Consider the following 25,385-nt stretch of genomic DNA (forward strand, 5'->3'; position numbering starts at 1 on the left):
GCCCCGCACAGGGCGGGGCGTGAATCAGGTCAGATCGGCCATCAGCACTTTTGAGCGCCGCTGGTAGTTGTACATCTGCTTTTTGGTTTCAGGCAGCGAGTCGATATCCACCGGCGTAAAGCCGCGCTCCTGGAACCAGTGAATGCTGCGGGTGGTGAGCACAAACAGCTTGCTGAGCCCCATCTGCCGCGCCTGCAACGCAATGCGCTCCAGCAGCGCTTCGCCGCGTGACGAGCTGCGATAATCAGGATGCACGGCCACGCAGGCCATCTCGCCAATCTTCTCTTCCGGGAAGGGGTAGAGCGCCGCGCAGGCAATAGTCAGGTTGTCGCGCTCAATGATCGTGAACTTATCGATCTCCATCTCCAGCTGCTCGCGGGAGCGGCGCACCAGAATGCCCTGCTGTTCGAGCGGGCGAATCAGTTCCAGAATGCCGCCGATGTCGTTAATGGTGGCGCGGCGGATCTGCTCGGCGCTCTCCATCACAATCTGCGTACCAATACCGTCGCGGGAGAAGAGTTCCTGCAACAGCGAGCCATCTTCCTGATAGCTGATTAAGTGGCTGCGACGCACGCCGCTGCGGCACGCTTTTACCGCGCCGCGCAGGAAGCGCACGGTGCCGGAGTGGTAGTCGCCGCGCTGCTCCAGCTCTTCGACACGCGCCTGCGCGTCATTAGGGAACAGTTCGGAAACAATTTCGCCTTCATCATTCATCACACCCTGCGACGAGCAAAAGCCGATCATCTTCTCCGCTTTCAGCTTGATCGCCAGCTGGGTGGCAATCTCTTCGGAGGTGAGGTTAAAGCTCTCCCCGGTCACGGAGACCGCCACCGGCCCCATCAGCACAATTGCGCCGCTGTCGAGCTGGCGGTGGATCGCCTCTTCATCAATACGGCGAATACGCCCGCTGTGGCAGTAGTCAACGCCGTCATCAACGCCCAGCGGCTGCGAAATAATAAAGTTACCGCTGACCACGTTGATGTGCGCGCCCTGCAACGGCGTATTGTTGAGGCTCATCGACAGCCGCGCGGTGATATCCAGCTGCAAAAGCCCTGCGGCCTGTTTCACCAGTTCAAGGGTTTTGGCGTCGGTAACGCGGGTGTGTTTGTGGTAGATCGGTTCGTGGTGATGTTCAGCAAGGTTGGCGTCGATTTGCGGGCGGGCACCATAGACCACCACCAGCCTGATCCCGAGGCTATGCAGCAGGCCGATGTCGTTGACAATGCTGGAGAAGTTTTCATGCTCGATGGCTTCACCCCCGAGCATAATGACGAATGTCTTTCCCCGATGGGCGTTGATATAGGGAACGGAATGGCGAAATCCCTGCACCAGTTCGGTTCTGCGCTCTTTGACCACGGCCTGTCCTCACTGCATGATTATTCGTAAAAAGTGTATTTTTATTCTTTTATTGCCTTCGCTGCAAGCACAAATTTTCTTAACTCAGGATTCTCCCGTCTTTGTGAAGCATAGCGCCAGACATATGTTTACCCTTTAAAAGATGACAGTTTATGCATCATTCGCTAAAGTTTTCCGTCAATTCTGACGTTAAGCATTATTTAAACAAATTGCTCGGGAGAAGCATGTCGGGAAGTCATTCAGCGCTGAGCCGCCGCAAATTATTACAGGGTGCGGGGGCGATGTGGTTATTAAGCGTGAGCCAGATTGGCCTGGCCGCCGTCAGTCAGGTGGTCGCCGTGCGCGTCTGGCCTGCGTCGAGCTATACCCGTGTGACGGTGGAATCGAACCGCGTGGTGAAGTACAAACAGTTCGCCTTGAGCAACCCCGACCGCCTGGTGGTGGATCTGCAGGGCGTCCACCTCAACTCCGTGCTCAAGGGCATGGGAACGCAGATCCGCAGTGACGATCCCTTTATCAAATCAGCCCGCGTGGGTCAGTTCGATCCGCAGACGGTGCGCATGGTGTTTGAACTTAAGCAGAATGTGAAACCGCAACTCTTTGCGCTGGCGCCGGTCGCAGGCTTCAAAGAGCGTCTGGTGATGGATCTCTATCCGGCGAATGCGCAGGATGTGCAGGATCCGCTGCTGGCGCTGCTTGAAGAGTACAACCAGGGCGATCTTGATAAGCAGGTGCCGCCCGCGCAGAGCGGCCCGCAGCCGGGCAAGGCCGGGCGTGACAGGCCGATTGTGATCATGCTCGATCCCGGTCATGGCGGGGAAGATCCGGGGGCGACGGGGAAATATAAAACCCGTGAGAAGGATGTGGTGCTGCAAATCGCTCGCCGCCTGCATGCGCTTATCGAGAAAGAGGGCAATATGAAGTCCTATATGACCCGCAATGAGGATGTCTTTATTCCGCTGAAGGTGCGGGTGGCGAAAGCGCAGAAGCAGCGCGCCGACCTCTTTGTCTCGATTCACGCCGATGCCTTTAGCAGCCGCCAGCCGCACGGTTCCTCCGTCTTCGCGCTGTCGACCAAAGGGGCGACCAGTACAGCGGCGAAATATCTGGCAGATACGCAGAACGCGGCGGACTTGATTGGTGGCGTAAGCAAAAGCGGTGACCGCTATCTCGATCACACCATGTTCGATATGGTGCAGTCGCTGACCATCAACGACAGCCTGAAGTTTGGCAAAGCGGTGCTTAATAAGCTGGGGCGCGTCAATAACCTGCATAAGAACAGCGTTGAGCAGGCGGGCTTTGCGGTGCTGAAAGCGCCGGATATCCCGTCGATTCTGGTGGAGACGGCGTTTATCAGTAATGTGGAAGAGGAGCGTAAGCTCAAGACCGCAAAATTCCAGCAGGAAGTCGCAGAGTCGATTCTGGCAGGGATTAAAGCCTACTTCGCGGATGGCGCGACGCTGGCGAGAAGGGGATAACAGAATGGCGCCGAAGGGCGCCATTTTTTTCTCTTGTTTGCTGCGCGCTTTTACAAACGCCAGAAACAAAAAAACACCCGTTAAGGTGTTTATTGTGTTGGTTGCGGGGGCCGGATTTGAACCGACGACCTTCGGGTTATGAGCCCGACGAGCTACCAGGCTGCTCCATCCCGCGTCCGTGGAAGCGCACTATACGCCGTAGACGATTTGATGCAACCTTTTTTTGCGACATTTGTCGATTTAAGGACTTTATGTTTAAAAACAACACAATGTGCTTAAGATTTAAACAAAACTGGTGTCGGAATGTTCTTGTGCATTTCATTAGCCACAGCGGTTTGTTATCTTCATCCGGCTTGGGGTTAACCAAAAGATGAGAAACAATGAAAGCACGTTGGGCTAGGTTCGTACTCACAGGCGCGATGGTGGCACTTCTCGCGTCCTGCTCTTCTAAACCGACCGATCGCGGTCAACAGTATAAAGACGGAAAATTCTCTCAGCCTTTTTCCCTCGTTAATCAGCCTGACGCCGTGGGCGCACCGATTAATGCCGGAGACTTCTCCGAGCAGGTGAGCCAGATCAGAGGCTCTGCGCCGCGCCTGTATGGCAACCAGAGCAGCGTCTATAACGCCATTGAAGCCTGGCTGCGCGCCGGGGGCGATACCCGCTCGCTGCGCCAGTTCGGCATTGACGCGTGGCAGATGGAAGGCACAGACAACTATGGCAACGTGCAGTTTACCGGCTACTACACGCCGGTGGTGCAGGCGCGCCACACCCGCCAGGGCAAGTTCCAGTATCCTATCTACCGCATGCCGTCAAAACGCGGCCGCCTGCCTTCGCGTGCGGAGATCTACGCCGGGGCGCTCAGCGAGAACTATGTGCTGGCCTACAGCAACTCGCTGATGGACAACTTCATTATGGATGTGCAGGGCAGCGGCTATATCGATTTCGGTGACGGCAGCCCGCTCAACTTCTTTAGCTACGCCGGTAAAAATGGTCATGCCTACCGCAGCATCGGCAAAGTGCTGATCGATCGCGGTGAAGTGAAGCGCGAAGATATGTCGATGCAGGCGATCCGCGAGTGGGGCGAGAAGCACAGCGAAGCGGAAGTGCGTGCGCTGCTGGAGGAGAACGCCTCCTTTGTCTTCTTTAAACCGCAATCCTGGGCACCGGTCAAAGGCGCCAGCTCCGTGCCGCTGATTGGTCGCGCGTCGGTTGCTTCTGATAAAACCGTGATCCCGCCGGGCACCACGCTGCTGGCGGAAGTGCCGCAACTGGACAGTAAAGGCAAATTCAACGGCCAGTATGAGCTGCGCCTGATGGTGGCGCTGGATGTGGGTGGGGCAATTAAAGGCCAGCACTTCGACATCTACCAGGGTATCGGCGCAGAAGCCGGGCATCGCGCCGGCTGGTATAACCACTATGGTCGTGTCTGGATATTAAAGAACGCGCCGGGCGCGGGTCTGACGGGCAACGTCTTTAGCGGCTGAGGGAATGTGGTAAACTCTTCACCCCTTCCGGTCCCGGAGGGGGTTCTCTGTTTCAGCTTGAGGTTTCATATGTCAGCAGTAATCAGCGACGCCTGGCGCCAGCGCTTTGGCGGGACGGCGCGTTTGTATGGTGAAAAAGCGCTGCAGTGGTTTGCCGATGCGCATATCTGCGTGGTCGGCATCGGTGGCGTTGGCTCGTGGGTCGCGGAAGCGCTGGCACGTACCGGAATTGGCGCCATCACGCTGATAGATATGGATGATGTCTGCGTCACCAATACCAACCGGCAGATCCATGCCCTGCGCGATACCGTCGGTGAAGCGAAAGCGGAAGTGATGGCCGCGCGCATTCGCGACATCAACCCGGAGTGCCGTGTCACGGTAATCGACGATTTCGTCACCGCTGATAATGTGGCGCAGCTGATGAGCACCTCTTTCAGCTATGTGATTGACGCTATTGATAGCGTGCGGCCAAAAGCGGCGCTGATCGCCTATTGCCGCCGCAATAAGATCCCGCTGGTGACCACCGGCGGCGCGGGCGGACAGATCGATCCGACGCAGATCCAGGTGAGCGATCTGGCGAAAACCATTCAGGATCCGCTGGCGGCGAAGCTGCGTGAGCGGCTGAAGAGCGATTTCGGCGTGGTGAAAAACAGCAAAGGCAAACTCGGCATCGACTGCGTCTTTTCAACTGAAGCGCTGGTCTACCCGCAGGCGGATGGTTCGGTATGTGCGATGAAAAGCAGCGCGGAAGGGCCAAAACGGATGGATTGCGCCGCCGGATTTGGTGCGGCAACGATGGTGACCGCCACCTTTGGTTTTGTCGCGGTCTCCCATGCGTTAAAAAAACTGATGGCGAAAGCGGAGCGTCAGGCCAGCGCCTGACGGGCCTGCTCCTGCACGGCGGCGGCCAGCGCCGCCAGCCCCTGGCTGCGCGAGGCGCTCAGTTGATTGCGCAGCCCCAACTCATCAAACAGCGCCAGCGGATCGTTCTCGATAAGCGACTGCGGGCGTTTGCCCTCCACCGCTGTTAGCAAGACCGCTAACAAACCGCGCACGATACGTCCTTCACTGTCGCCAAAAAAGTGCAGCGTGCCGTCGGGCAGACGCGTTGAGCCGAGCCAGACGCGGTTTTCGCAGCCGGGGATCTCCTGCGCCTGCGCTTTTATCTCATCCGTTGCGGCAGGCAACTGCTTGCCGAGCATAATCAGCTGGCGGTACTTCTCTTCCCACGCGTTGAGGGCGCCAAAGGTCTGGCGCAGTGTCTCTTCAGTGACCACGGTGCCGAACGGATGTCCGGCGAAAGCTGGGCTTGTCATCAATCCACCAATAGTTCCAGAGCACGGTCGACGGCGCTGACCAGCGCATCGACATCCTGTTGAGTATTATAGGGCGCAAATGAGGCGCGCAGCGTGCCGTTGACGCCAAGCGCGGCGAGCAGCGGCTGGGCGCAGTGCTGGCCCGCGCGCAGCGCGATGCCGTAACCCGCCAGTAGCGTCACCATATCGCTGTGATGCACGCCGTCAAAGGTGAAGGCCAGCAGGCTGGAGTCCTGACAGCGGAACGAGCGGAAACCGGGGCGCTGTGCCAGTTGTTCTTCCGCCAGCGTCGCCAGCCCACGGCTGTAGCGTTCCGCCTGCGCAATATCAATTCCGTTCAGCCACTCCAGCGCAGCGCTTAGGCCAATCACCCCCGCCACGTTAGGGGTGCCCGCTTCGAGCTTATAAGGCACCGGCTGGGTGGTGAAACCCGCAAAAGTCACTTCGCTGATCATCTTCCCGCCGCCGAGCCACGGCGTCATCGCCTCCAGCAGTTCCGCTTTACCATACAGCGCGCCAATGCCGTTTGGGCCATAGAGTTTATGGCCGGAGAAAGCGTAAAAATCGATATCGAGCTGCTGCACGTCGGCAGGAAAATGGACCACGCCCTGTGCGCCATCGACCATCACCACCATGCCAGCCTGATGGGCAAGCGTAATGGCGCGGGCGAGATCCGGGCAGCCACCGGTGACGTTGGACATCTGTCCCAACGCCAGGATCCGGCTGCGGGAGGTAATAAGGGCTGGAAGCTGGTTAAGATCCGGCAGGCGATCGTCCGCCAGCGGCAGTTTCACCACTTTTGCGCCAGTCTGCTCCGCGACCATCAGCCACGGCACCAGGTTGGCGTGGTGCTCTGCCTCGCTGACAATGATCTCATCCCCAGCTTTTAAGCGCGGGCGGGCATAGCACTGGGCAACCATGTTGATCGCCTCGGTGGTGCCGCGCGTCCAGACAATATTTTTGCCGGAAGGGGCATTGAGCAGCGTGGCGACCTGGTCGCGTGCGGCTTCGTAGCGGGCGGTGAGCTGCTGCGCTTCGGCAAACTGGCTGCGGTGAACATTGCCAGCGCTCAGGCTGTAGAACTGCTGCGTGGCGTCGATTACCGTCTGCGGTTTCAGCGCGGTCGCGGCGCTGTCGAGGTAGACACCCGCGTCGGCCAACGCCGGAAACTGGGCGCGAAACTGCGAAGGATTAAATGCGTTCATACTTATCCTCATCTGTAGGCCGACGATGGTCGCGCACTTTTTTTCCGTGGGCAAGGGGATTGATAACCATCGGAATTATCTGTTTGTACTGGCGGAACTGCGTAAGCAGGTTATGCTGATAAGTGTAAGTAACGTGTTTGAGACTCTTCCAGTAAGAGTATTTCACAGCATTAATTGCCAGAATAAATCAAGGAGAAGAAGATGAAGAAGACTGCCGCAATTATTTCTGCTTGTACTTTAGCTTTCGCCCTGAGCGCCTGTTCCAGCCCGAACTACGCGTTGCACACCAACGATGGCCGTACAATCATTTCCGAAGGCAAGCCGAAAACTGACGACCAGACAGGAATGATTTCCTACAAAGACGCGAACGGTAATGAGCAGCAGATCAACCGTTCTGACGTGAAAGAGATGGTTGCTCTGGAGAAATAATCCAGAACGCCAGGCAAAAAAAAGCACCGCAATTTGCGGTGCTACATTAATCACTATGGACAGACAGGGTAAATGTACAGGAAGTGAAAAAGGGGTAGCGTCGCTACCGGGGTCTGAAATGCAGACCAAATTGCAAACACAACAACACAACATCACAACCGTAAGCCAAAAGCCCTTCAGAATCTCAATTCCAAAACACTTTTCGTTCCGGCTTCAGGAAGTGGCGCCACTATAGGTATTTGCTGGTGCAACCTCAACGGACAATTTATAATGGCTCAGATAAAAAAAACTAATAGGTTAACTACTGTTTCCTGTTTGTTAAATTCAGTTTACATCTAAGCCTGATAAACCATGTCCAAGCGATTACCACCTCTTAATGCATTACGTGTTTTTGATGCCGCTGCCCGCCATTTAAGTTTCACCCGCGCGGCCGATGAGCTATTTGTGACGCAGGCCGCAGTAAGCCACCAAATCAAGTCTCTCGAGGATTTTCTCGGCCTGAAACTCTTTCGCCGCCGCAACCGTTCGCTGCTGTTAACGGAGGAGGGGCAGAGTTATTTTCAGGATATCAAAGAGATATTTTCCCAGCTCAATGAAGCCACCCGCAAATTGCAGGCGCGTAGCGCAAAGGGCGCGCTGACCGTCAGCTTGCTGCCCAGTTTCGCCATTCAGTGGCTGGTGCCGAGACTCTCCAGCTTTAACTCAGCTTATCCGGGAATCGACGTGCGCATCCAGGCGGTCGACCGCGAAGAGGACAAGCTCGCTGACGATGTTGACGTGGCGATCTTCTACGGTCGCGGCAACTGGCCGGGCCTGCGCGTGGAAAAACTCTATGCCGAATATCTGCTCCCGGTCTGCTCGCCGCTGCTGCTGACCGGCGAGAAGGCGTTAAAGACGCCGGACGATCTGGCGCGCCACACCCTGTTGCATGATGCTTCGCGCCGCGACTGGCAAACTTATACCCGTCAGTTGGGCGTTAACCTCAATGTTCAGCAGGGGCCGATCTTCAGCCACAGCTCGATGGTGCTGCAGGCGGCGATCCATGGCCAGGGCGTGGCGCTGGCGAACAACGTGATGGCGCAATCGGAGATCGAAGCGGGTCGTCTGGTCTGCCCGTTTAACGATGTGCTGGTGAGTAAAAATGCTTTTTATCTGGTTTGTCATGACAGCCAGGCAGAACTGGGTAAAATAGCGGCCTTTCGTCAGTGGATCCTGGCCAAAGCGGCAAGCGAGCAGGAGAAATTCCGTTTCCGCTACGAACAATAATTCGCGCGCGCAGGGCGCGTATGACTCTTGGGGAAGTAACATGACCAGCCGTTTTATGCTGATTTTCGCCGCAATAAGCGGTTTTATCTTTGTCGCGTTGGGCGCATTCGGCGCGCACGTGTTAAGCAAGTCACTCGGCGTCACCGAGATGAGCTGGATCCAGACCGGCCTTGAGTATCAGGCGTTCCACACCTTAGCGGTGTTCGGTCTTGCGGTGGCGATGCAGCGCCGCATCAGCATCTGGTTTTACTGGAGCAGCGTGTTCCTGGCGCTCGGCACCGTGCTGTTCAGCGGTAGCCTTTACTGCCTCGCGCTCTCCCATTTACGCCTGTGGGCGTTTGTTACCCCGGTCGGCGGCGTCTGCTTCTTAATCGGCTGGGCATTAATGTTAATTGGCGCAATTCGTCTGAAACGTAGGGGCGTTGTTCATGAATAAAGTGGTATTGCTGTGCCGCCCGGGTTTTGAGAAAGAGTGTGCAGCCGAAATTACCGATAAAGCCGGACGCCAGAACGTGTTCGGTTTCGCCCGCGTCAAAGAGAACGCGGGCTATGTCATTTTTGAGTGCTATCAGCAAGAAGATGCCGACAAACTGGCGCGCGAACTGCCGTTCAGCTCGCTGATTTTTGCCCGCCAGATGTTTGTCGTCGGGGAACTGCTGCGTGACCTGCCGCCGGACGATCGCATTACGCCGATCGTTGGCATGTTACAGGGCGTAGTGGAGAAGGGCGGCGATCTGCGCGTTGAAGTGGCCGACACCAACGAAAGCAAAGAGCTGATGAAGTTCTGCCGTAAGTTCACCGTCCCGCTGCGCGGTGCGCTGCGTGAAGCGGGCATCCTCGCGCGCAGCGACTCGGCAACCCGCCCGGTGGTGCATATCTTCTTTATTGCCCCAGGCTGCTGCTACACCGGCTACTCCTACTCTTATAACAACTCACCTTTCTATATGGGCATTCCGCGCCTGAAGTTCCCGTCCGATGCGCCGAGCCGCTCGACGCTGAAGCTGGAGGAGGCGTTTCACGTCTTTATTCCTGCCGATGAGTGGGACGAACGTCTGGCGAACGGCATGTATGCCGTCGACCTTGGTGCCTGCCCTGGCGGCTGGACCTACCAACTGGTGAAGCGCAACATGTGGGTCTCGTCCGTGGATAACGGCCCGATGGCGCAGAGCCTGATGGATACCGGCCAGGTGACCTGGCTGCGCGAAGATGGTTTCCGCTATCGTCCGACGCGCAGCAACATCTCCTGGATGGTGTGCGATATGGTTGAAAAACCGGCCAAAGTAGCGGCGCTGATGGCGCAGTGGTTAACAGAAGGGTGGTGTCGTGAAACCATCTTTAACCTCAAGCTGCCGATGAAGAAGCGCTATGAAGAGGTCTCCAACAATCTCGCCTATATCCAGCAGCAGCTGGATGAGCACGGCATCGCCGCGCAGATCCAGGCGCGTCAGCTCTATCACGATCGTGAAGAGGTGACGGTTCATATTCGCAGAATGTGGGCGGCAGTGGGTGGGCGCAGGGACGAGCGTTAATCCTTCTAAACGGAGCGGTGCTCAAACCCTCGCGCACTGCTCCTGTTCAGATAGCCTGCAATTAAAACCTGCAGGCTTATTTTTTATTTCCCGCCCTGGCTAGCTCTTTAACCAGCGGCAGCATAATCCGCATCACGTCGCGGCTGCGGTGTTCAATTCGCCCCGGCAGCGCCTTATCGATATAGAGCTGGTTATCAAGCCGCGCGCGGTGATAGCTCACGCCATCCGGAAACGCCTTCGATTTTGCCCGCTGCTGGGTGCCATCTTTATTCCCCAGAGACCAGTTGGCGGCTTCCACCGACAGCACCGGGATCATCGCGTTATCAAACACCTGCGCGTCATGGCAGCAGGGGCTGCGCTTCTCCGCGCCCGCCGGGGCGCTTAACGCCTGAATGCCGTGCGAGCGGGCAATCGCCAGCGCACGGTCGCGCGTCAGTTTGCGCACCGAGGCCGGGGTATTTTTGCCGCTGGTAAAATAGAGTTTGTCGCCAACGATCAGGTTATTGAGGTTAATCACCAGCAGGGTGTTTTTGCGCTCTTTCTCGCTCATGCGATCGAGAAAGCTCTCTGCGCCAAGCTGGCCCTCCTCTTCGCCGCTGGTGGCGACAAAGCGCACGGTGTACTCCGTCGGCGTCGTTTTCAGCGCCTGCGCCAGTTCAAGCATCACGCCAAGCGCGGCAGCATTGTCATCAATCCCCTGCAACGTTAAACCGCCGAGGTTATTATCAACATCGGCATCGCTTTGCGGCGCGTAGGTATCAAGATGCGCCATTACGATAATCTGCTGCGGCACGCGCCCTTCATGGGCGGCGATCACCGAACTGCCGGTCACATTCTGCCAGCTCTGCTGATTATCTTTGGTGCTGTAGCGGTAGCGGGTTTTGAACTTACGGATATCGCTCTGATAACCCATCTGGGAAAACTGCTGCTGGAGATAGTCCGCGCTGAGCATTTCGGCCGGCGTGCCGGTCATGCGGCCGGGAAAGAGGCTGGCGATATGCCGCGCCTGTTCATTTGCCATGTCACCGGGTTGGGAAGAGCGGGCAGCAACCGGAAGGATAAAGCATACGCCGAGCGCCAGGGCAGCGGTACGGAGGCGCAATGCGGAAAACATAGTGAGTCCTTTATGCAGCAAAATTTTAAACGGGCTTAGTATGAAACTGTGACGGAGTTTGCACAATTTCATTTGTCGTTAACCATGCGAAAAATCTCACCTTAAGCACTTTTTGGTATGAGCTTTCCCAGGTCTTTATTCTTTTGCGGAACTACTCATTCCAATTCGTAATTTCATTCGTTCTAACGCGCCCCCTATAGTCCCCCTATTGCTGGCTGTGAGTGAGTTACAACGTTGTGGATTACCTGCCTCTGTTTGCTGCTGTAAAAGACCGCCCTGTTTTGGTGATTGGCGGCGGTGAAATAGCCGCGCGCAAAATCACCTTTTTGCGCCGTGCGGGCGCGCACGTACAGATAGTGGCCAGACGACTCGATCCGCAACTGCAACAGCTTGCCGATGAGCAGGCCATTCACTGGATCGCCACGGAATTTGATGAGTCGCAGCTTGATGCGGTGTTTCTGGTGATCGCCGCAACTAACGATTCTGCGCTTAATCGCCGGGTATTTGACGCCGCCAACGCGCGTCATCGGCTGGTTAACGTGGTGGACGATCAGCCGCTCTGCTCCTTTATTTTCCCCTCTATTGTTGACCGTTCGCCGCTGATCGTCGCCATCTCCTCCGGCGGTAACGCCCCGGTGCTGGCGCGGCTGCTGCGTGAAAAGATTGAGGCGCTACTGCCGGGTAATCTCGGGCGGATGGCGGCGGTGGCCGGGCGCTGGCGCACGCGCATCAAAGCGTTTCGCCGCACCACGGACGATCGCCGTCGCTTCTGGGAAAGCGCCTTTCGCGGGCGTTTCGCCAGCCTGATGGCGGCAGGCGATGAGCCTGCGGCAGAGCGGGCGCTGGAAGCGGAGTTACAACAGCCGGGATCGGCCAGCGGCGAGATTATCCTCGTCGGTGCCGGGCCGGGCGATGCGGGCTTGCTCACCCTGCGCGGTTTGCAGGTGATCCAGCAGGCCGATGTGGTCTTTTACGACCATCTGGTGAGCGATGCGGTGCTGGAGTTAACCCGCCGCGACGCAGAGAAGATCTGCGTTGGTAAGCGGGCGGGCGTGCATGCTGTGCCGCAGCACGAAACCAATCGCATGCTTGTAGAAGCGGCGCAGGAGGGGAAAACCGTGGTGCGCCTGAAAGGCGGCGATCCCTTTATCTTCGGTCGCGGTGGCGAAGAGCTACAGGCGGCGGCTGAAGCGGGCATTCCGTTCCAGGTGGTGCCGGGCGTCACTGCGGCATCGGGCGCGACGGCGTATGCCGGTATTCCGCTGACGCACCGGGATTTCGCCCAGAGCGTCACCTTCGTGACCGGCCACTACAAAGCCGACAGCGCGCCGTTCGACTGGTCGCAGCTGGCGCAAAGCCGCCAGACATTGGCGATCTATATGGGCACCATGAAAGCGGCCGAGATCAGCGCACAGCTGATTGCCCACGGCCGTGAGCGCACCACGCCGGTGGCGGTGATCTCCCGCGGCACGCGTGCCGATCAACAGATTACTACCGGCACATTAGAACAACTTGAGGAACTGGCTACAGGCGCGCCGATGCCCGCCCTGTTAGTGGTGGGTGAAGTGGTTGCGCTTCATCGCGAACTGGCCTGGTTCCAGCAAACGACAGCCACGGCGGCGTTTGACGCTGCCGTGATTAATCTGGCTTAAGGAAGGGATATGGACGAAAAACGACTCACTCACCTGCGACAACTGGAGGCGGAAAGCATCCATATCATTCGCGAAGTGGCCGCCGAGTTTGCCAATCCGGTGATGATGTACTCCATCGGCAAAGACTCCAGCGTGATGCTGCACCTGGCGCGTAAAGCCTTCTATCCGGGCACGCTGCCGTTTCCACTGCTGCATGTCGATACCGGCTGGAAATTCCGCGAAATGTATGAATTCCGCGACCGTACCGCCAAAGCCTACGGCTGCGAGCTGCTGGTGCATAAAAACCCGGAAGGGGTGGCGATGGGTATTAACCCGTTCGTGCACGGCAGCGCGAAACACACCGACATTATGAAAACCGAAGGGCTGAAGCAGGCGCTGAACAAATATGGTTTTGATGCCGCATTTGGCGGCGCGCGCCGTGACGAAGAGAAGTCGCGCGCCAAAGAGCGTATCTACTCCTTCCGCGACCGTTTTCACCGCTGGGACCCGAAAAACCAGCGTCCGGAGCTGTGGCATAACTACAACGGCCAGATCAATAAAGGCGAAAGCATCCGCGTGTTCCCGCTCTCCAACTGGACCGAACTGGATATCTGGCAGTACATCTTCCTGGAAAATATTGAGATCGTGCCGCTCTATCTGGCCGCCGAGCGACCGGTACTGGAGCGCGACGGCATGCTGATGATGATCGACGATGACCGTATCGATCTGCAGCCGGGCGAAGTGATTGAAAAACGCATGGTGCGTTTCCGTACCCTTGGCTGCTGGCCGCTGACCGGCGCGGTGGAGTCCCACGCGCAGACGCTGCCGGAGATCATCGAAGAGATGCTGATCTCAACCACCAGCGAGCGTCAGGGGCGCGTGATCGACCGCGATCAGGCCGGCTCGATGGAGCTGAAAAAACGCCAGGGTTATTTCTAAGGAGCCGCCATGAACACCACTATTGCACAACAAATTGCGGATGAAGGCGGCGTCGAAGCGTACCTGCATGCCCAGCAACACAAAAGCCTGCTGCGTTTTCTTACCTGCGGCAGCGTCGATGACGGCAAGAGCACGCTGATCGGCCGTCTGCTGCATGACACTCGCCAGATCTACGAAGATCAGCTCTCAACGCTGCACAATGACAGCAAACGCCACGGCACCCAGGGCGAGAAACTCGATCTTGCGCTGCTGGTGGATGGCCTGCAGGCCGAGCGCGAGCAGGGCATTACCATTGACGTGGCGTATCGTTACTTCTCCACCGAGAAGCGCAAATTTATTATTGCCGACACGCCGGGGCATGAGCAGTACACCCGCAATATGGCGACCGGTGCCTCTACCTGCGATCTGGCGATCCTGCTGATCGATGCGCGTAAAGGCGTGCTGGATCAGACCCGCCGCCACAGCTTTATCTCCACGCTGCTTGGCATCAAACACCTGGTGGTGGCGGTGAACAAGATGGATCTGGTGGAGTTTAGCGAAGCCACTTTCGATTCTATTCGCCAGGATTACCTCACGTTTGCCGAACAGTTGCCGGGCGATCTCGATATCCGCTTTGTGCCGCTCTCGGCGCTGGAGGGCGACAACGTTGCCAGCCAGAGCGACAAGATGGCGTGGTACAGCGGCCCGACGCTGCTGGAGATGCTCGAAACCGTTGAAATCAAACGCGTGGTAGAGAGCCAGCCGATGCGCTTCCCGGTGCAGTATGTTAACCGTCCGAACCTCGATTTCCGCGGTTTCTCCGGCACGCTGGCCTCCGGCGTGGTCAAGGTCGGGCAGCGCATCAAAGTGCTGCCGTCGGGCGTGGAGTCAACCATCGCACGTATCGTCACCTTTGATGGCGATCTGCAGGAAGCGGGCGCGGGCGAAGCGATTACCCTCGTGCTGAAAGATGAGATTGATATCAGCCGCGGCGATCTGATCCTCGATGCGCAGGAAACACTGCCGTCGGTGCAGCGCGCCTCGCTGGATGTGGTGTGGATGGCAGAGCAGCCGTTGCAGGCGGGCCAGAGTTTTGAGGTCAAAGTAGCAGGCAAGAAAACCCGCGCGCGCATCGACGCCGTGCAGTACCAGGTGGATATCAACAACCTGACCCAGCGCGAAGTGGAAAGCCTGCCGCTGAACGGTATCGGGCTGGTTGACGTCACCTTTGATGAGCCGCTGACCCTCGATCCTTATCAGCAGAACCCGGTGACTGGCGGAATGATCTTTATCGATCGCCTGAGCAACGTCACCGTTGGCGCAGGCATGGTGCGTGAAGTGCACATCGATGCGCAGGTTGTGCCGTCGGAGTTCAGCGCCTTTGAGCTGGAGCTGAACCAGCTGGTGCGTAAACACTTCCCGCACTGGGGCGCGCGCGATCTGCTGGGAGGCAAATAATGGCGCAGCATGACGAAAACGTCGTCTGGCATGCCCATCCGGTAACGCCGCAGCAACGCGAACAGCTCCACGGTCACCGTGGGGTTGTGCTCTGGTTTACCGGGCTTTCCGGCTCCGGTAAATCGACCGTGGCGGGGGCGCTGGAAGAGGCGCTGCACCGCGCGGGCGTCAGCACCTATCTGCTTGATGGCGATAACGTGCGCCACGGGCTGTGCAGCGATTTAGGCTTTAGCGACGCGGATCGTAAAGAGAACATTCGCCGAGTCGGCGAAGTGGCGAAGCTGATGGTTGAATCGGGGCTGGTGGTATTGACCGCCTTTATCTCGCCCCATCGCGCCGAGCGGCAGATGGTGCGTGAACGCCTCGGCGAGGGGCGCTTTATTGAGGTGTTTGTCGATACGCCACTGGCGATTTGCGAAGCGCGCGATCCGAAAGGGTTATACAAGAAAGCGCGCGCCGGTGAGCTGCGTAATTTCACTGGCATTGATTCGATATACGAAGCGCCAGAAGCGGCGGAAGTGCACCTCGATGGCGAACAATTGGTAACAAATTTGGTCAGTCAATTATTAGACCTGCTGCGGCAGGAAGATATTATCAGATCCTGAGACGGTACTGGCGATACACCCACACTTCAGGCTTTAGCGAGTTTGCTTTTCGCGCCGTCTGAACAGGTGTGTATCGCGTTTACCGGTCGTGCAGGCAACAGGATCAGATATGCGTAACAGTCATAACATTACCCTCCCGCGGTCATCGTCTCTTCCCCCGACCGCCGACGAACCCACATGGTCGCTTCCGGGTGCCATCGTGGGTTTTGTCGCATGGCTGCTGGCGCTGGCAATCCCTGTTCTTTTATACGGCTCCAACACGCTCTTTTTTCTTCTCTATACCTGGCCCTTTTTTCTCGCCCTGATGCCGGTCTCGGTGGTGGTGGGAATTGCCCTGCACTCGCTGCTCGACGGTAGGCTGCGTTACAGCTGTGTGGCGACGCTGCTCAGCGTGGCGGCGATGTTTGGCCTCCTTTTCCTCTGGCTGGTGGGCTAAGGCGCGCCATACTTCAAGGTGTAACGCCTGTTAAGGCAATGTGTCCGGGTTCGGATTGCTCAACATTTATGATAAAGTCTGGCGCTTGCGCGGTATCACCCGGCCCCGAAGTGGAGTCTGACGAAAAGTTATGGGATGATGATGCCGTTTTTCAGGGGGCAGGATGGGTAAATTAACGCTGCTTTTGCTGGCTTTGCTGGTCTGGCTGCAATACTCGCTGTGGTTCGGCAAAAATGGTCTGCATGACTACGGCCGCGTCAGCGAAGATGTGGCGGCTCAGCAGGCGACAAACGCAAAACTAAAAGCGCGCAACGATCAGCTGTTTGCCGAAATTGACGATCTCAATGGCGGCCAGGAAGCGATCGAGGAGCGTGCTCGTAATGAGCTGACCATGACGAAACCGGGCGAAACCTTCTATCGTCTGGTACCGGACGCATCAAAGCGCGCGGCGGGCTCAGCGCAGAACACACAAAACACGCAGAATACGCAAACTAGACCATAAACAGTCCCGGGTTAACGAATGGCAACACTCATTCCGGACGTCTGTGCCGTGGTGCCGGCCGCCGGATTCGGCCGCCGCATGCAAACGGAATGTCCAAAGCAGTATCTCTCCATCGGCGATAAAACCATCCTTGAGCACGCGGTCGCCGCGCTGCTCGCCCACCCGTGCGTCAGCCGGGTGATTATTGCTGTCAGCGCGGGCGATGAACGCTTCGCGCAGCTTCCTCTGGCCAATCATCCGCAGATTACGGTGGTAAACGGCGGCGCAGAACGTGCCGACTCGGTGCTGGCAGGCCTGAAAGCCGCTGCCGGTGCGCAGTGGGTGCTGGTGCATGACGCCGCACGCCCCTGCCTGCACCAGGACGATCTCAACCGGCTGCTCGCCCTGCGTGAGACCAGCCGGGTAGGGGGGATCCTCGCCGCGCCGGTGCGTGACACCATGAAACGCGCCGAGCCGGGCAAAACCGCTATCGCTCACACCGTTGAGCGCAATGATTTATGGCACGCCCTGACGCCGCAGTTTTTCCCGCTGGCGTTACTCCACGACTGCTTAACCCGCGCGTTAGATGAAGGCGCTACCATCACCGATGAAGCCTCGGCGCTGGAGTATTGCGGCTATCATCCCGAGCTGGTCGCCGGGCGTGCGGATAATATTAAAGTGACCCGACCCGAAGATTTACGACTCGCAGAATTTTATCTGACCCATGCAGACCTTCAGGAGAAAGCATAATGCGCATTGGACACGGTTTTGACGTACACGCCTTTGGCGGCGCTGGCCCGATTATTATTGGCGGCGTGCGCATTCCCTATGAACAGGGGCTGCTGGCGCACTCCGACGGCGATGTCGCCCTGCATGCGTTAACCGATGCGCTGCTCGGCGCGGCGGCGCTGGGGGATATTGGTAAGCTCTTCCCGGATACCGACCCGGCTTTTAAAGGCGCGGACAGCCGCGAGCTGCTGCGTGAAGCGTGGCGACGCATTCAGGCCAAAGGCTACACGCTTGGCAACGTGGATGTGACCATCATTGCGCAGGCACCGAAAATGTTGCCGCATATTCCGCAGATGCGCGTCTTTATCGCCGAAGATCTCGGTTGCCATATGGATGACGTTAACGTCAAAGCCACCACTACAGAGAAGCTCGGTTTCACCGGGCGCGGCGAAGGCATTGCCTGTGAAGCGGTGGCGCTGTTAGTGAAGGCGGCGAAATGACGGAATTTGATAATCTCACCTTCCTGCACGGTAAGCCTGGCGGCAATGGCATCCTGAAGGCCAGCCCAGAGGATTTCGTCGTGGTAGAGGATCTGGGCTTCGAGCCAGACGGCGAAGGTGAGCATATTCTGGTACGAATTCTGAAAAATGGCTGCAATACGCGTTTTGTTGCTGACGCTTTAGCGAAATTCCTTAAAATTCATGTGCGTGAAGTGAGCTTCGCCGGTCAAAAAGATAAGCATGCCGTAACGGAACAGTGGCTTTGTGCCCGCGTACCGGGTAATGGTATGCCGGATCTCAGCCAGTTCACGCTCGAAGGCTGCAAAGTGCTGGAGTATGCCCGCCATAAACGCAAACTGCGTCTCGGCGCGCTGAAAGGCAACGCCTTTACGCTGGTGCTGCGGGAAGTGAGTGACCGCGCAGAGGTTGAATCACGCTTAAAGGCTATCGCAGAACAGGGCGTACCCAACTATTTTGGCGCACAGCGTTTTGGCATTGGCGGTAGCAACCTGCAAGGCGCGCTGCGCTGGGCGCAAAGCGATGCGCCGGTTCGCGATCGTAACAAACGCAGTTTTTGGTTGTCCGCCGCGCGCAGTGCGTTGTTTAATCAGGTGGTCAGCGAGCGGCTGAAGAGACCGGACTTCAATCAAGTTGTTGTCGGCGATGCGCTACAATTAGCGGGTCGCGGCAGCTGGTTCGTGGCGACCACTGAGGAGCGCGACGAGTTACAGCCGCGTGTCGATGCGAAAGCACTGATGATTACCGCGCCGCTGCCGGGTCGCGGCGAGTGGGGAACACAGGACGCGGCGCTGGAGTTTGAGCAGCGGGCAGTTGCTGATGCGCCAGAGTTACAGACGCTGCTGGTGAGAGAAAAAGTGGACGCTGCGCGCCGTGCGATGTTGCTCTATCCGCAGGCGCTCAGCTGGAACTGGTGGGATGACGCCACCGTCGAGGTACGTTTCTGGCTACCGGCGGGGAGTTTTGCCACCAGTGTGGTCAGGGAACTTATCAACACATCGGGTGATTATGCGAATATTGCTGAGTAACGATGACGGGATCCACGCGCCGGGTATCCAGACGCTGGCCCGTGCTCTTAGGGAGTTTGCCGACGTTCAGGTCGTGGCTCCCGATCGTAACCGCAGCGGTGCGTCTAATTCGCTGACGCTCGAATCTTCGCTTCGTACTTTTACCTTCGATAACGGCGACATCGCCGTGCAGATGGGCACGCCGACGGACTGCGTCTTTCTCGGCGTGAATGCATTAATGCGCCCGCGCCCGGATGTGGTGGTTTCAGGCATCAACGCCGGGCCAAACCTCGGCGATGATGTTATCTACTCCGGTACCGTTGCCGCCGCGATGGAGGGCCGCCACCTCGGCTTTCCGGCGCTCGCCGTCTCTCTTAATGGTCACACCCACTATGAAACCGCCGCTGCGGTCACCTGCGCCATCCTGCGTGGGCTGAGCCGCGAGCCGCTGCGCACCGGGCGGATTTTGAATATCAACGTCCCGGATCTGCCGCTGAGTGAGATCAAAGGCATTCGCGTGACGCGCTGCGGCAGCCGCCATCCCGCTGACCAGGTGATCCCGCAGCAGGATCCGCGCGGCAATACCCTCTACTGGATTGGCCCGCCGGGGGAGAAGTGCGATGCCGGTCCCGATACCGATTTCGCCGCCGTTGATGAGGGTTATGTTTCCGTTACGCCGCTGCACGTGGATTTGACCGCCTACAGTGCACAAGAGGTGGTATCAGGTTGGTTGGATCGCGCCGGGGTGAATACGCAATGGTAAGCAAACGCATCCAGGATCTTCTCAATCAGCTACGCGCGCAGGGCATCAAAGATGAACAGGTGCTTGAGGCGCTGTCGCGGGTGCCGCGCGAGAAATTTATCGACGAGGCGTTTGAACACAAAGCGTGGGAAAACGTCGCGCTGCCCATTGGTCAGGGGCAAACCATCTCCCAACCCTATATGGTTGCGCGCATGACGGAGCTGCTTGAGCTGACGCCCGATTCGCGCGTGCTGGAGATTGGCACCGGTTCCGGTTACCAGACGGCGATCCTCGCGCATCTGGTGCACCATGTCTGCTCCGTTGAGCGGATTAAAGGGCTGCAGTGGCAGGCGCGCCGCCGCCTCAAGCAGCTCGATCTGCACAATGTCTCCACGCGTCACGGTGATGGCTGGCAAGGATGGCAAGCACGCGCGCCATTTGACGCTATTATTGTGACAGCCGCTCCGCCTGAAATTCCCGCCGCGCTGATGTCGCAGCTGGATGATGGCGGCATTCTCGTTTTGCCCGTGGGCGACGAACTCCAGCAGTTGAAGCGGGTTCGTCGGCGGGGAAGCGAATTTATTATCGATACCGTTGAAGCCGTGCGCTTTGTTCCGCTGGTACGCGGTGAGTTGGCCTGAGTTACAGATTTATCCTGGGTATTTCGGGCCATAACAGCGTATTGTGGGCAAATTTGCCGTCGACCTTCGCGGTTATCTTTAAGTCATTGGTAATTTACATAATATTGGGGGAAAAATGAGCGCGGGAAGCCCGAAATTCACCGTACGCCGTGTCGCGGCATTGTCACTGGTTTCGCTTTGGCTGGCAGGGTGTTCAAATTCCAACAATACTCCGGCACCGGTCAGTTCCGTAGGCGGAAGCGCCAGCGGCAGCGACAACTCAGGCATGCTCATTACGCCGCCGCCTGCCATGAGCACTAACGCACAGCAGCCGCAAATGCAGCAAGTCCAACCGGTACAGCCTGTTCAACCCGTACAGCCGGTGCAGCCAATGCAGTCTCAACCTGTCCAGGCACAGCCGGTACAGACGGTAGATGGTCACATTGTCTATAACCGCAAATACGGCAATATCCCGAAAGGGAGCTACACTGGCGGCAGCACCTATACCGTAAAACGGGGCGATACCCTCTTCTATATTGCCTGGATCACCGGCAACGATTTCCGTGACCTTGCACAGCGCAACAACGTGGCTGCGCCGTATGGTTTGAACGTCGGCCAGACGTTGCAGGTAGGGAATGCATCTGGTACACCTATCACAGGTGGAAATGCAATAACGCAGGCTGATGCATCGGAACAAGGAATAGTCTCAAAAACTGCGCAAAATTCAACCGCGGTGGTTGCTTCGAAACCGACAATTACGTATTCTGAGACTTCAGGTGAACAAAGTGCTAATAAAATGTTGCCGAACAACAAGCCTGCGACACCTGTCACAGCGCCTGTTACGGCACCTTCCGTTAGTACAACAACCGAACCGACTGTCAGCAGTACAACAACCAGCTCGCCGATTTCAACCTGGCGCTGGCCAACTGAAGGCAATGTTATCGATAACTTCTCTGCCACCGAGGGTGGTAACAAGGGTGTCGATATCGCAGGCAGTAAAGGACAGGCTATCATCGCGACCGCAGATGGACGCGTAGTATATGCCGGTAACGCACTGCGCGGTTACGGTAATCTTATCATCATAAAACACAACGATGATTACCTGAGCGCCTACGCCCATAACGACACAATGCTGGTCCGGGAACAACAAGAAGTGAAGGCGGGGCAAAAAATAGCGACTATGGGTAGCACCGGAACCAGCTCTACACGCTTGCATTTTGAAATTCGTTACAAGGGGAAATCCGTAAACCCGCTGCGTTATTTGCCGCAGCGATAAATCGGTGCAAAGCAGGTGAGGTCATTCTCACTTATTCCGTTGCAGTGAGCGCAGATGCCGCTGCAACGGAGGTAAATGAGAATGCGTCAGGTGTTTTGCCCAGGGATCACGGGTAGGAGCCACTTTATGAGTCAGAATACGCTGAAAGTTCATGATTTAAATGAAGACGCGGAATTTGATGAGAACGGAACAGAGGCTTTTGACGAAAAAGTCTTGGTAGAAGAGGAACCCAGTGATAATGACCTGGCTGAAGAAGAGCTGTTATCGCAGGGTGCAACACAGCGTGTTTTAGACGCGACTCAGCTTTATCTTGGGGAAATTGGGTACTCCCCGCTCTTGACGGCCGAAGAAGAAGTTTATTTTGCACGCCGTGCACTACGAGGTGATGTAGCCTCCCGCCGTCGCATGATCGAGAGTAACCTGCGTCTGGTGGTGAAGATTGCCCGTCGATACAGCAATCGTGGTCTGGCTCTGCTGGATCTGATTGAAGAGGGCAACCTGGGGCTGATCCGCGCCGTTGAAAAATTTGACCCTGAACGTGGGTTCCGTTTCTCAACTTACGCGACCTGGTGGATTCGTCAGACCATCGAGCGGGCTATCATGAACCAAACCCGCACCATTCGTCTGCCGATTCACATCGTCAAAGAGCTGAACGTCTATCTGCGTACCGCGCGTGAGTTGTCCCATAAACTGGACCACGAACCGAGCGCAGAAGAGATTGCTGAACAGTTAGATAAACCTGTTGATGATGTCAGCCGTATGCTGCGTCTCAACGAGCGCATTACTTCAGTTGATACGCCGCTGGGCGGTGATTCTGAAAAAGCGCTACTGGACATCCTGGCCGATGAAAAAGACAACGGCCCGGAAGACACCACGCAAGACGATGATATGAAACAGAGCATCGTCAAATGGCTGTTCGAACTGAACGCCAAACAGCGTGAAGTGCTGGCACGTCGTTTCGGTCTGCTGGGTTATGAGGCTGCGACACTCGAAGATGTAGGCCGTGAAATTGGTCTCACTCGTGAACGTGTTCGCCAGATTCAGGTTGAAGGTCTGCGTCGTTTGCGCGAAATCCTGCAAACGCAAGGGCTGAATATCGAAGCGCTGTTCCGCGAATAAACACCCTTTCTCGTCAAAAAGGCCGGTCGTAAAGACTGGCCTTTTTTCTTTTCTGCTACCCGGCAAGCGCCGTTTCATGCAGATGCCGCCACATAAGCTTCCCGGCATCTTTCTCAAACACCACCGTTGACCAGCGCTGATGCGCCAGCTGTTCCGGCAATTGCTGTGTTTCACGGTAGCGCAGCACCGCGCCACTTTCCCACTCTGCCAGCAATTCGACATCATCCACACGAATACTAAGCCCCGTGCGCGCCGCGCGCTGTGCCTGGAAAAAGTTGACCAGCGCTGGCTTATCAAGCGTCGCTCCGCCTGGGGTAATCATGGTGAACGCGTCACTAAAGCGCGCCATCAGCGCCGCGCCGTCGCCTTCGCCACGGCCCAGCCACGATTCAATGGCGATGTGGGCATCGATAATCTCCGTCGTATAAACCTTCATGGTTGCTCCTGTTTTAGCTGTTGCAGGGTGTATTGGTTATCAAGGCGCAGCGCGCCTAAAAGCGGGAAAAGCGTAATTATGGCAGCGAGGATAAATGTCCCGCGATAGGCGATAAGAATCGGTAGTGCGTGCTGCAGCAGGCCGAGAACAAACGCCAGCAGCGTGGCACCGATAAAAAAGCTCAGCTGACGGTTAAGATTCCACAGCGCGCTGGCATCCGGCATCGCCTGATTATCGATGGTGAGAAAAGCGCAGCTCTGCGCGGTGCTGCTGCACAGGCTTCCGCCCGCGCCCATCAGTGCAAAGCTTGCAATAAGCATCGCCAGCGGTGTCGACGGGGTAACAAACAGCAGCATCATAATGCCCACGGCCTGCAGCAGAGCGCCGATCATCACCAGCGGGCGCGGGCCGAGGCGATTGAAATAGCGGCCGGTCACGGAGATCGCCAGTGCGGAAGCCAGGGACCACGGCACCATTAACGCGCCGGTCACCGCAGGCGTGAGCCCCATCATGCGCTGCAAATAGAACATCCCCACCACGCTGACGCCAATAAACATCCCCGGCACGCAGAGGTAGATAAGCATCGCGAAGCGCAGCAGTGAATTCTTCAGCAAAGAGAGATCGAGCAGCCGACGCGAAACGGCGGGCTTTGCCTCCTCTTTCAGCCAGCACCCGGCCAGCAGCAGCGTCAGCAGTGCCAGCGGTAGCGTGACGAAGAAGATCCAGCGCCAGCCGAGCAGTTCCACCAGCAGCCCACCGACAGCAGGTGAACAGGCGGGGGCGAGCAAGGCCACCAGCATCACGGCAGAGGAGATCTTTGCCCGCTCATGAGGTTTGAACTGCTGCCAGGCAAGGGCTTGCCCGACCGGGATCAGCAACCCGCCGCCTAACCCCTGCACTACGCGCCAGGTAATCAGGCTGCCCAGTGAGCCAGCAAAACCCGCCGCCAGCCCCGCCGCGCTGAAGAGTAACAGCGACAGCATAAAGAGCCGCCGTGCGCCGATAAAGCGCGTCAGCAGGGCGCTGAAGAGGATCGCCACCGTCAACCCGGCGATATAGCCATTGCTTACCCACGCCAGCGCGGAGACCGACGCCTGCAGGCTCTCTGCCATCGCCGGAAAGGCGACACTGGCGATAAACATATTGATCAAGTCGAGAAAAAAGCCCAGCAGATAGACCACCGCGACTTTGTTGCGATACCTCATTTTTCCTCCTTCTGTGCGGAGCGCTACTGTAGCCGCTGGCCGAAAGGGGATAAACGGCGCGGGTGGCGATATACTGTCAAACCTGTTTTGACAATCACGAGAGAAGCGATGCTCAATTTGCAACGCGTCGCCATGTTTATCGCCGTCGTCGACACCGGCAGCTTTACCGCCGCGGCCGCCACGCTCGGGCAGACCAAGGCGGTAATCAGTTTTAATATCCGCCAGCTTGAGGATTCGCTGGGCGTGGCGCTGCTGCTACGCTCCACCCGCCGCTTAACGCTCACTGAGGCGGGGAGCCTGTTTTATCAGCGCGGCGTGGCGCTGTTACGGGACGCCGAAAATTTGCAGGATGAGGTGCAGGCAAACCATATTGGCCTGAGCGGCGAGTTGCGCATTACCACCACGCCGGAGTATGGCGCGCAGGTGGTGATCCCGGCGCTGGCCGCTTTCAGCGAGCGTCACCCGATGCTGCGCATTCGCCACGTCTCCTCGTCCCATCACGCGGATCTGATTAGTGAGCGTTTCGATGTCGCTATTCGCCTCGGCACACTGGCAGACTCCCGCTATCACGCGGCACTGATTTCACGCTTCGATATTCTTCCTGTCGCCGCGCCGCAGTGGCTTAGCCAGCACCCGATTACGACGCTGCACGCCCTGGCGCACGCGCCGTGGATTATTCATGAGCGGCTTGCTTCCCCGCTGCGCTGGCAGGTCAATGACACGGCAGGGAACGGGGAAACGCTGGAGATAAAGCAGCCCGCGCGTATCTTCGCTGACAGCGCGCAGGCGCTGATGTCGTTTGCCCTTGCCGGCTGTGGCGTGGCGCTGCTGCCAGCGTGGCTGGTGCAAAGCGCGCTGGCTGAAGGGCGGCTGGTGCATCTGTTGCCGGAGTGGAGGTTTGCGCCGCAGGGCGTTTACGCGGTGTATGCCGATACGCAGCATCTCTCTGCCAAAGTGCGCGCGCTGGTCGATTTTTTGCGCCAGTGGGTGGCGCAGGAGGAGGTTGCCGGATGACATTAGCGCC

General features: G+C 57.5%; 27 protein-coding genes and 1 tRNA gene. 21 read left to right on the forward strand and 7 right to left on the reverse strand.

The features are described from left to right. Positions 1 to 24: 24 nt before the first annotated feature. Positions 25 to 1,356 carry an amino-acid N-acetyltransferase gene (gene argA, locus IAE48_RS18175; protein ID WP_023481070.1) on the reverse strand — a complete coding sequence of 444 codons (1,332 nt, stop codon included), beginning with the start codon at positions 1,354 to 1,356 and terminating at the stop codon, positions 25 to 27. A gap of 224 nt (positions 1,357 to 1,580) precedes the next feature. Between argA and amiC the strand changes: the two genes are divergently transcribed. Next, positions 1,581 to 2,834, forward strand: a complete 1,254-nt coding sequence (gene amiC / locus IAE48_RS18180) for an N-acetylmuramoyl-L-alanine amidase AmiC (protein WP_200135192.1) — start codon at positions 1,581 to 1,583, stop codon at positions 2,832 to 2,834. Between the two features lie 98 nt (positions 2,835 to 2,932). On the opposite strand, the gene IAE48_RS18185 is transcribed toward amiC, so the two are convergent. Beyond that, positions 2,933 to 3,009 (reverse strand) — tRNA-Met (locus IAE48_RS18185). Positions 3,010 to 3,214: 205 nt separating this feature from the next. Here IAE48_RS18185 and mltA point away from each other — a divergent pair. Next, positions 3,215 to 4,321 carry a murein transglycosylase A gene (gene mltA / locus IAE48_RS18190; RefSeq protein WP_200135193.1) on the forward strand — a complete coding sequence of 369 codons (1,107 nt, stop codon included), beginning with the start codon at positions 3,215 to 3,217 and terminating at the stop codon, positions 4,319 to 4,321. A 69-nt stretch (positions 4,322 to 4,390) separates the two neighbouring features. Then, on the forward strand, positions 4,391 to 5,203 hold the full coding sequence (gene tcdA, locus IAE48_RS18195; RefSeq protein WP_042713386.1) for a tRNA cyclic N6-threonylcarbamoyladenosine(37) synthase TcdA: 813 nt from the start codon (positions 4,391 to 4,393) through the stop codon (positions 5,201 to 5,203). Here tcdA and csdE read toward each other — a convergent pair. Together csdE and csdA are read right to left on the reverse strand one after the other, a co-directional pair. Beyond that, positions 5,188 to 5,637, reverse strand: coding sequence for a cysteine desulfurase sulfur acceptor subunit CsdE (gene csdE / locus IAE48_RS18200; RefSeq protein WP_200135194.1), 450 nt, complete (start codon positions 5,635 to 5,637; stop codon positions 5,188 to 5,190). The genes tcdA and csdE overlap by 16 nt on opposite strands. After that, a complete protein-coding gene (gene csdA, locus IAE48_RS18205) occupies positions 5,637 to 6,842 on the reverse strand; it encodes a cysteine desulfurase CsdA (RefSeq protein ID WP_200135195.1) in 1,206 nt (401 codons plus the stop codon). The genes csdE and csdA overlap by 1 nt, the downstream gene beginning before the upstream one ends. Before the next feature lie 201 nt (positions 6,843 to 7,043). Here csdA and IAE48_RS18210 point away from each other — a divergent pair, with 201 nt between their 5' ends. The 4 genes from IAE48_RS18210 (at position 7,044) to rlmM (ending at position 10,066) form a co-directional block, all read left to right on the forward strand. Further along, entirely contained in the window at positions 7,044 to 7,271 is a 228-nt protein-coding gene (locus tag IAE48_RS18210) for a YgdI/YgdR family lipoprotein (RefSeq protein WP_023481080.1), read from the forward strand. 351 nt (positions 7,272 to 7,622) lie between these two features. After that, positions 7,623 to 8,537 carry a glycine cleavage system transcriptional regulator GcvA gene (gene gcvA / locus IAE48_RS18215; protein WP_023481079.1) on the forward strand — a complete coding sequence of 305 codons (915 nt, stop codon included), beginning with the start codon at positions 7,623 to 7,625 and terminating at the stop codon, positions 8,535 to 8,537. Between the two features lie 40 nt (positions 8,538 to 8,577). Further along, positions 8,578 to 8,973, forward strand: coding sequence for a DUF423 domain-containing protein (locus tag IAE48_RS18220; RefSeq protein ID WP_023481135.1), 396 nt, complete (start codon positions 8,578 to 8,580; stop codon positions 8,971 to 8,973). Beyond that, on the forward strand, positions 8,966 to 10,066 hold the full coding sequence (gene rlmM, locus IAE48_RS18225; RefSeq protein ID WP_023481082.1) for a 23S rRNA (cytidine(2498)-2'-O)-methyltransferase RlmM: 1,101 nt from the start codon (positions 8,966 to 8,968) through the stop codon (positions 10,064 to 10,066). Before IAE48_RS18220 ends, rlmM begins: the two co-directional genes overlap by 8 nt. Before the next feature lie 76 nt (positions 10,067 to 10,142). On the opposite strand, the gene IAE48_RS18230 is transcribed toward rlmM, so the two are convergent. Next, positions 10,143 to 11,180 carry an aminopeptidase gene (locus IAE48_RS18230; RefSeq protein WP_200135196.1) on the reverse strand — a complete coding sequence of 346 codons (1,038 nt, stop codon included), beginning with the start codon at positions 11,178 to 11,180 and terminating at the stop codon, positions 10,143 to 10,145. 245 nt (positions 11,181 to 11,425) lie between these two features. Here IAE48_RS18230 and cysG point away from each other — a divergent pair, with 245 nt between their 5' ends. From cysG to rpoS, 13 genes are all read left to right on the forward strand, one after another. Further along, complete coding sequence (gene cysG / locus IAE48_RS18235) at positions 11,426 to 12,832, forward strand: siroheme synthase CysG (protein WP_200135220.1); 1,407 nt, start codon at positions 11,426 to 11,428, stop codon at positions 12,830 to 12,832. Between the two features lie 9 nt (positions 12,833 to 12,841). Beyond that, a complete protein-coding gene (cysD, locus tag IAE48_RS18240; protein ID WP_023481127.1) occupies positions 12,842 to 13,750 on the forward strand; it encodes a sulfate adenylyltransferase subunit CysD in 909 nt (302 codons plus the stop codon). A 9-nt stretch (positions 13,751 to 13,759) separates the two neighbouring features. After that, on the forward strand, positions 13,760 to 15,187 hold the full coding sequence (cysN, locus tag IAE48_RS18245; RefSeq protein ID WP_200135197.1) for a sulfate adenylyltransferase subunit CysN: 1,428 nt from the start codon (positions 13,760 to 13,762) through the stop codon (positions 15,185 to 15,187). Further along, entirely contained in the window at positions 15,187 to 15,792 is a 606-nt protein-coding gene (cysC, locus tag IAE48_RS18250) for an adenylyl-sulfate kinase (RefSeq protein WP_200135198.1), read from the forward strand. Before cysN ends, cysC begins: the two co-directional genes overlap by 1 nt. Positions 15,793 to 15,901: 109 nt before the next feature. Then, a complete protein-coding gene (locus IAE48_RS18255; protein WP_200135199.1) occupies positions 15,902 to 16,228 on the forward strand; it encodes a DUF3561 family protein in 327 nt (108 codons plus the stop codon). Positions 16,229 to 16,391: 163 nt separating this feature from the next. Further along, the gene (gene ftsB, locus IAE48_RS18260) at positions 16,392 to 16,730 is read left to right on the forward strand and encodes a cell division protein FtsB (RefSeq protein ID WP_023481120.1); all 339 of its coding nucleotides are present in this window, start codon (positions 16,392 to 16,394) and stop codon (positions 16,728 to 16,730) included. Positions 16,731 to 16,748: 18 nt separating this feature from the next. Further along, positions 16,749 to 17,459 carry a 2-C-methyl-D-erythritol 4-phosphate cytidylyltransferase gene (gene ispD, locus IAE48_RS18265; protein ID WP_042713711.1) on the forward strand — a complete coding sequence of 237 codons (711 nt, stop codon included), beginning with the start codon at positions 16,749 to 16,751 and terminating at the stop codon, positions 17,457 to 17,459. Continuing rightward, positions 17,459 to 17,938 (forward strand): 2-C-methyl-D-erythritol 2,4-cyclodiphosphate synthase, encoded by a 480-nt coding sequence (gene ispF / locus IAE48_RS18270; RefSeq protein ID WP_042713710.1) that lies wholly within the window; start codon positions 17,459 to 17,461, stop codon positions 17,936 to 17,938. The genes ispD and ispF overlap by 1 nt, the downstream gene beginning before the upstream one ends. Then, positions 17,935 to 18,984, forward strand: coding sequence for a tRNA pseudouridine(13) synthase TruD (truD, locus tag IAE48_RS18275; RefSeq protein WP_200135200.1), 1,050 nt, complete (start codon positions 17,935 to 17,937; stop codon positions 18,982 to 18,984). The genes ispF and truD overlap by 4 nt, the downstream gene beginning before the upstream one ends. Continuing rightward, the gene (surE, locus tag IAE48_RS18280) at positions 18,965 to 19,726 is read left to right on the forward strand and encodes a 5'/3'-nucleotidase SurE (RefSeq protein ID WP_023481097.1); all 762 of its coding nucleotides are present in this window, start codon (positions 18,965 to 18,967) and stop codon (positions 19,724 to 19,726) included. Before truD ends, surE begins: the two co-directional genes overlap by 20 nt. Then, positions 19,720 to 20,346, forward strand: coding sequence for a protein-L-isoaspartate(D-aspartate) O-methyltransferase (locus tag IAE48_RS18285; protein ID WP_023481101.1), 627 nt, complete (start codon positions 19,720 to 19,722; stop codon positions 20,344 to 20,346). The genes surE and IAE48_RS18285 overlap by 7 nt, the downstream gene beginning before the upstream one ends. Positions 20,347 to 20,512: 166 nt before the next feature. Then, positions 20,513 to 21,601, forward strand: coding sequence for a murein hydrolase activator NlpD (gene nlpD / locus IAE48_RS18290; RefSeq protein WP_232045220.1), 1,089 nt, complete (start codon positions 20,513 to 20,515; stop codon positions 21,599 to 21,601). A gap of 126 nt (positions 21,602 to 21,727) precedes the next feature. Continuing rightward, positions 21,728 to 22,720 carry an RNA polymerase sigma factor RpoS gene (gene rpoS, locus IAE48_RS18295; RefSeq protein WP_023481104.1) on the forward strand — a complete coding sequence of 331 codons (993 nt, stop codon included), beginning with the start codon at positions 21,728 to 21,730 and terminating at the stop codon, positions 22,718 to 22,720. Between the two features lie 55 nt (positions 22,721 to 22,775). Here rpoS and IAE48_RS18300 read toward each other — a convergent pair whose 3' ends face one another. Both IAE48_RS18300 and IAE48_RS18305 read right to left on the reverse strand, forming a co-directional pair. Next, complete coding sequence (locus IAE48_RS18300; RefSeq protein WP_200135201.1) at positions 22,776 to 23,156, reverse strand: DUF4440 domain-containing protein; 381 nt, start codon at positions 23,154 to 23,156, stop codon at positions 22,776 to 22,778. After that, positions 23,153 to 24,361 carry an MFS transporter gene (locus tag IAE48_RS18305; protein WP_200135202.1) on the reverse strand — a complete coding sequence of 403 codons (1,209 nt, stop codon included), beginning with the start codon at positions 24,359 to 24,361 and terminating at the stop codon, positions 23,153 to 23,155. The genes IAE48_RS18300 and IAE48_RS18305 overlap by 4 nt, the downstream gene beginning before the upstream one ends. A 108-nt stretch (positions 24,362 to 24,469) precedes the next feature. On the opposite strand from IAE48_RS18305, the gene IAE48_RS18310 reads away from it, so the two are divergent. Next, positions 24,470 to 25,375 carry a LysR family transcriptional regulator gene (locus IAE48_RS18310; RefSeq protein ID WP_200135203.1) on the forward strand — a complete coding sequence of 302 codons (906 nt, stop codon included), beginning with the start codon at positions 24,470 to 24,472 and terminating at the stop codon, positions 25,373 to 25,375. Positions 25,376 to 25,385 lie beyond the last annotated feature (10 nt).

The organism is Kosakonia sp. S57 (assembly GCF_016516575.1).
Classification (GTDB): Bacteria; Pseudomonadota; Gammaproteobacteria; order Enterobacterales; family Enterobacteriaceae; genus Kosakonia; species Kosakonia cowanii.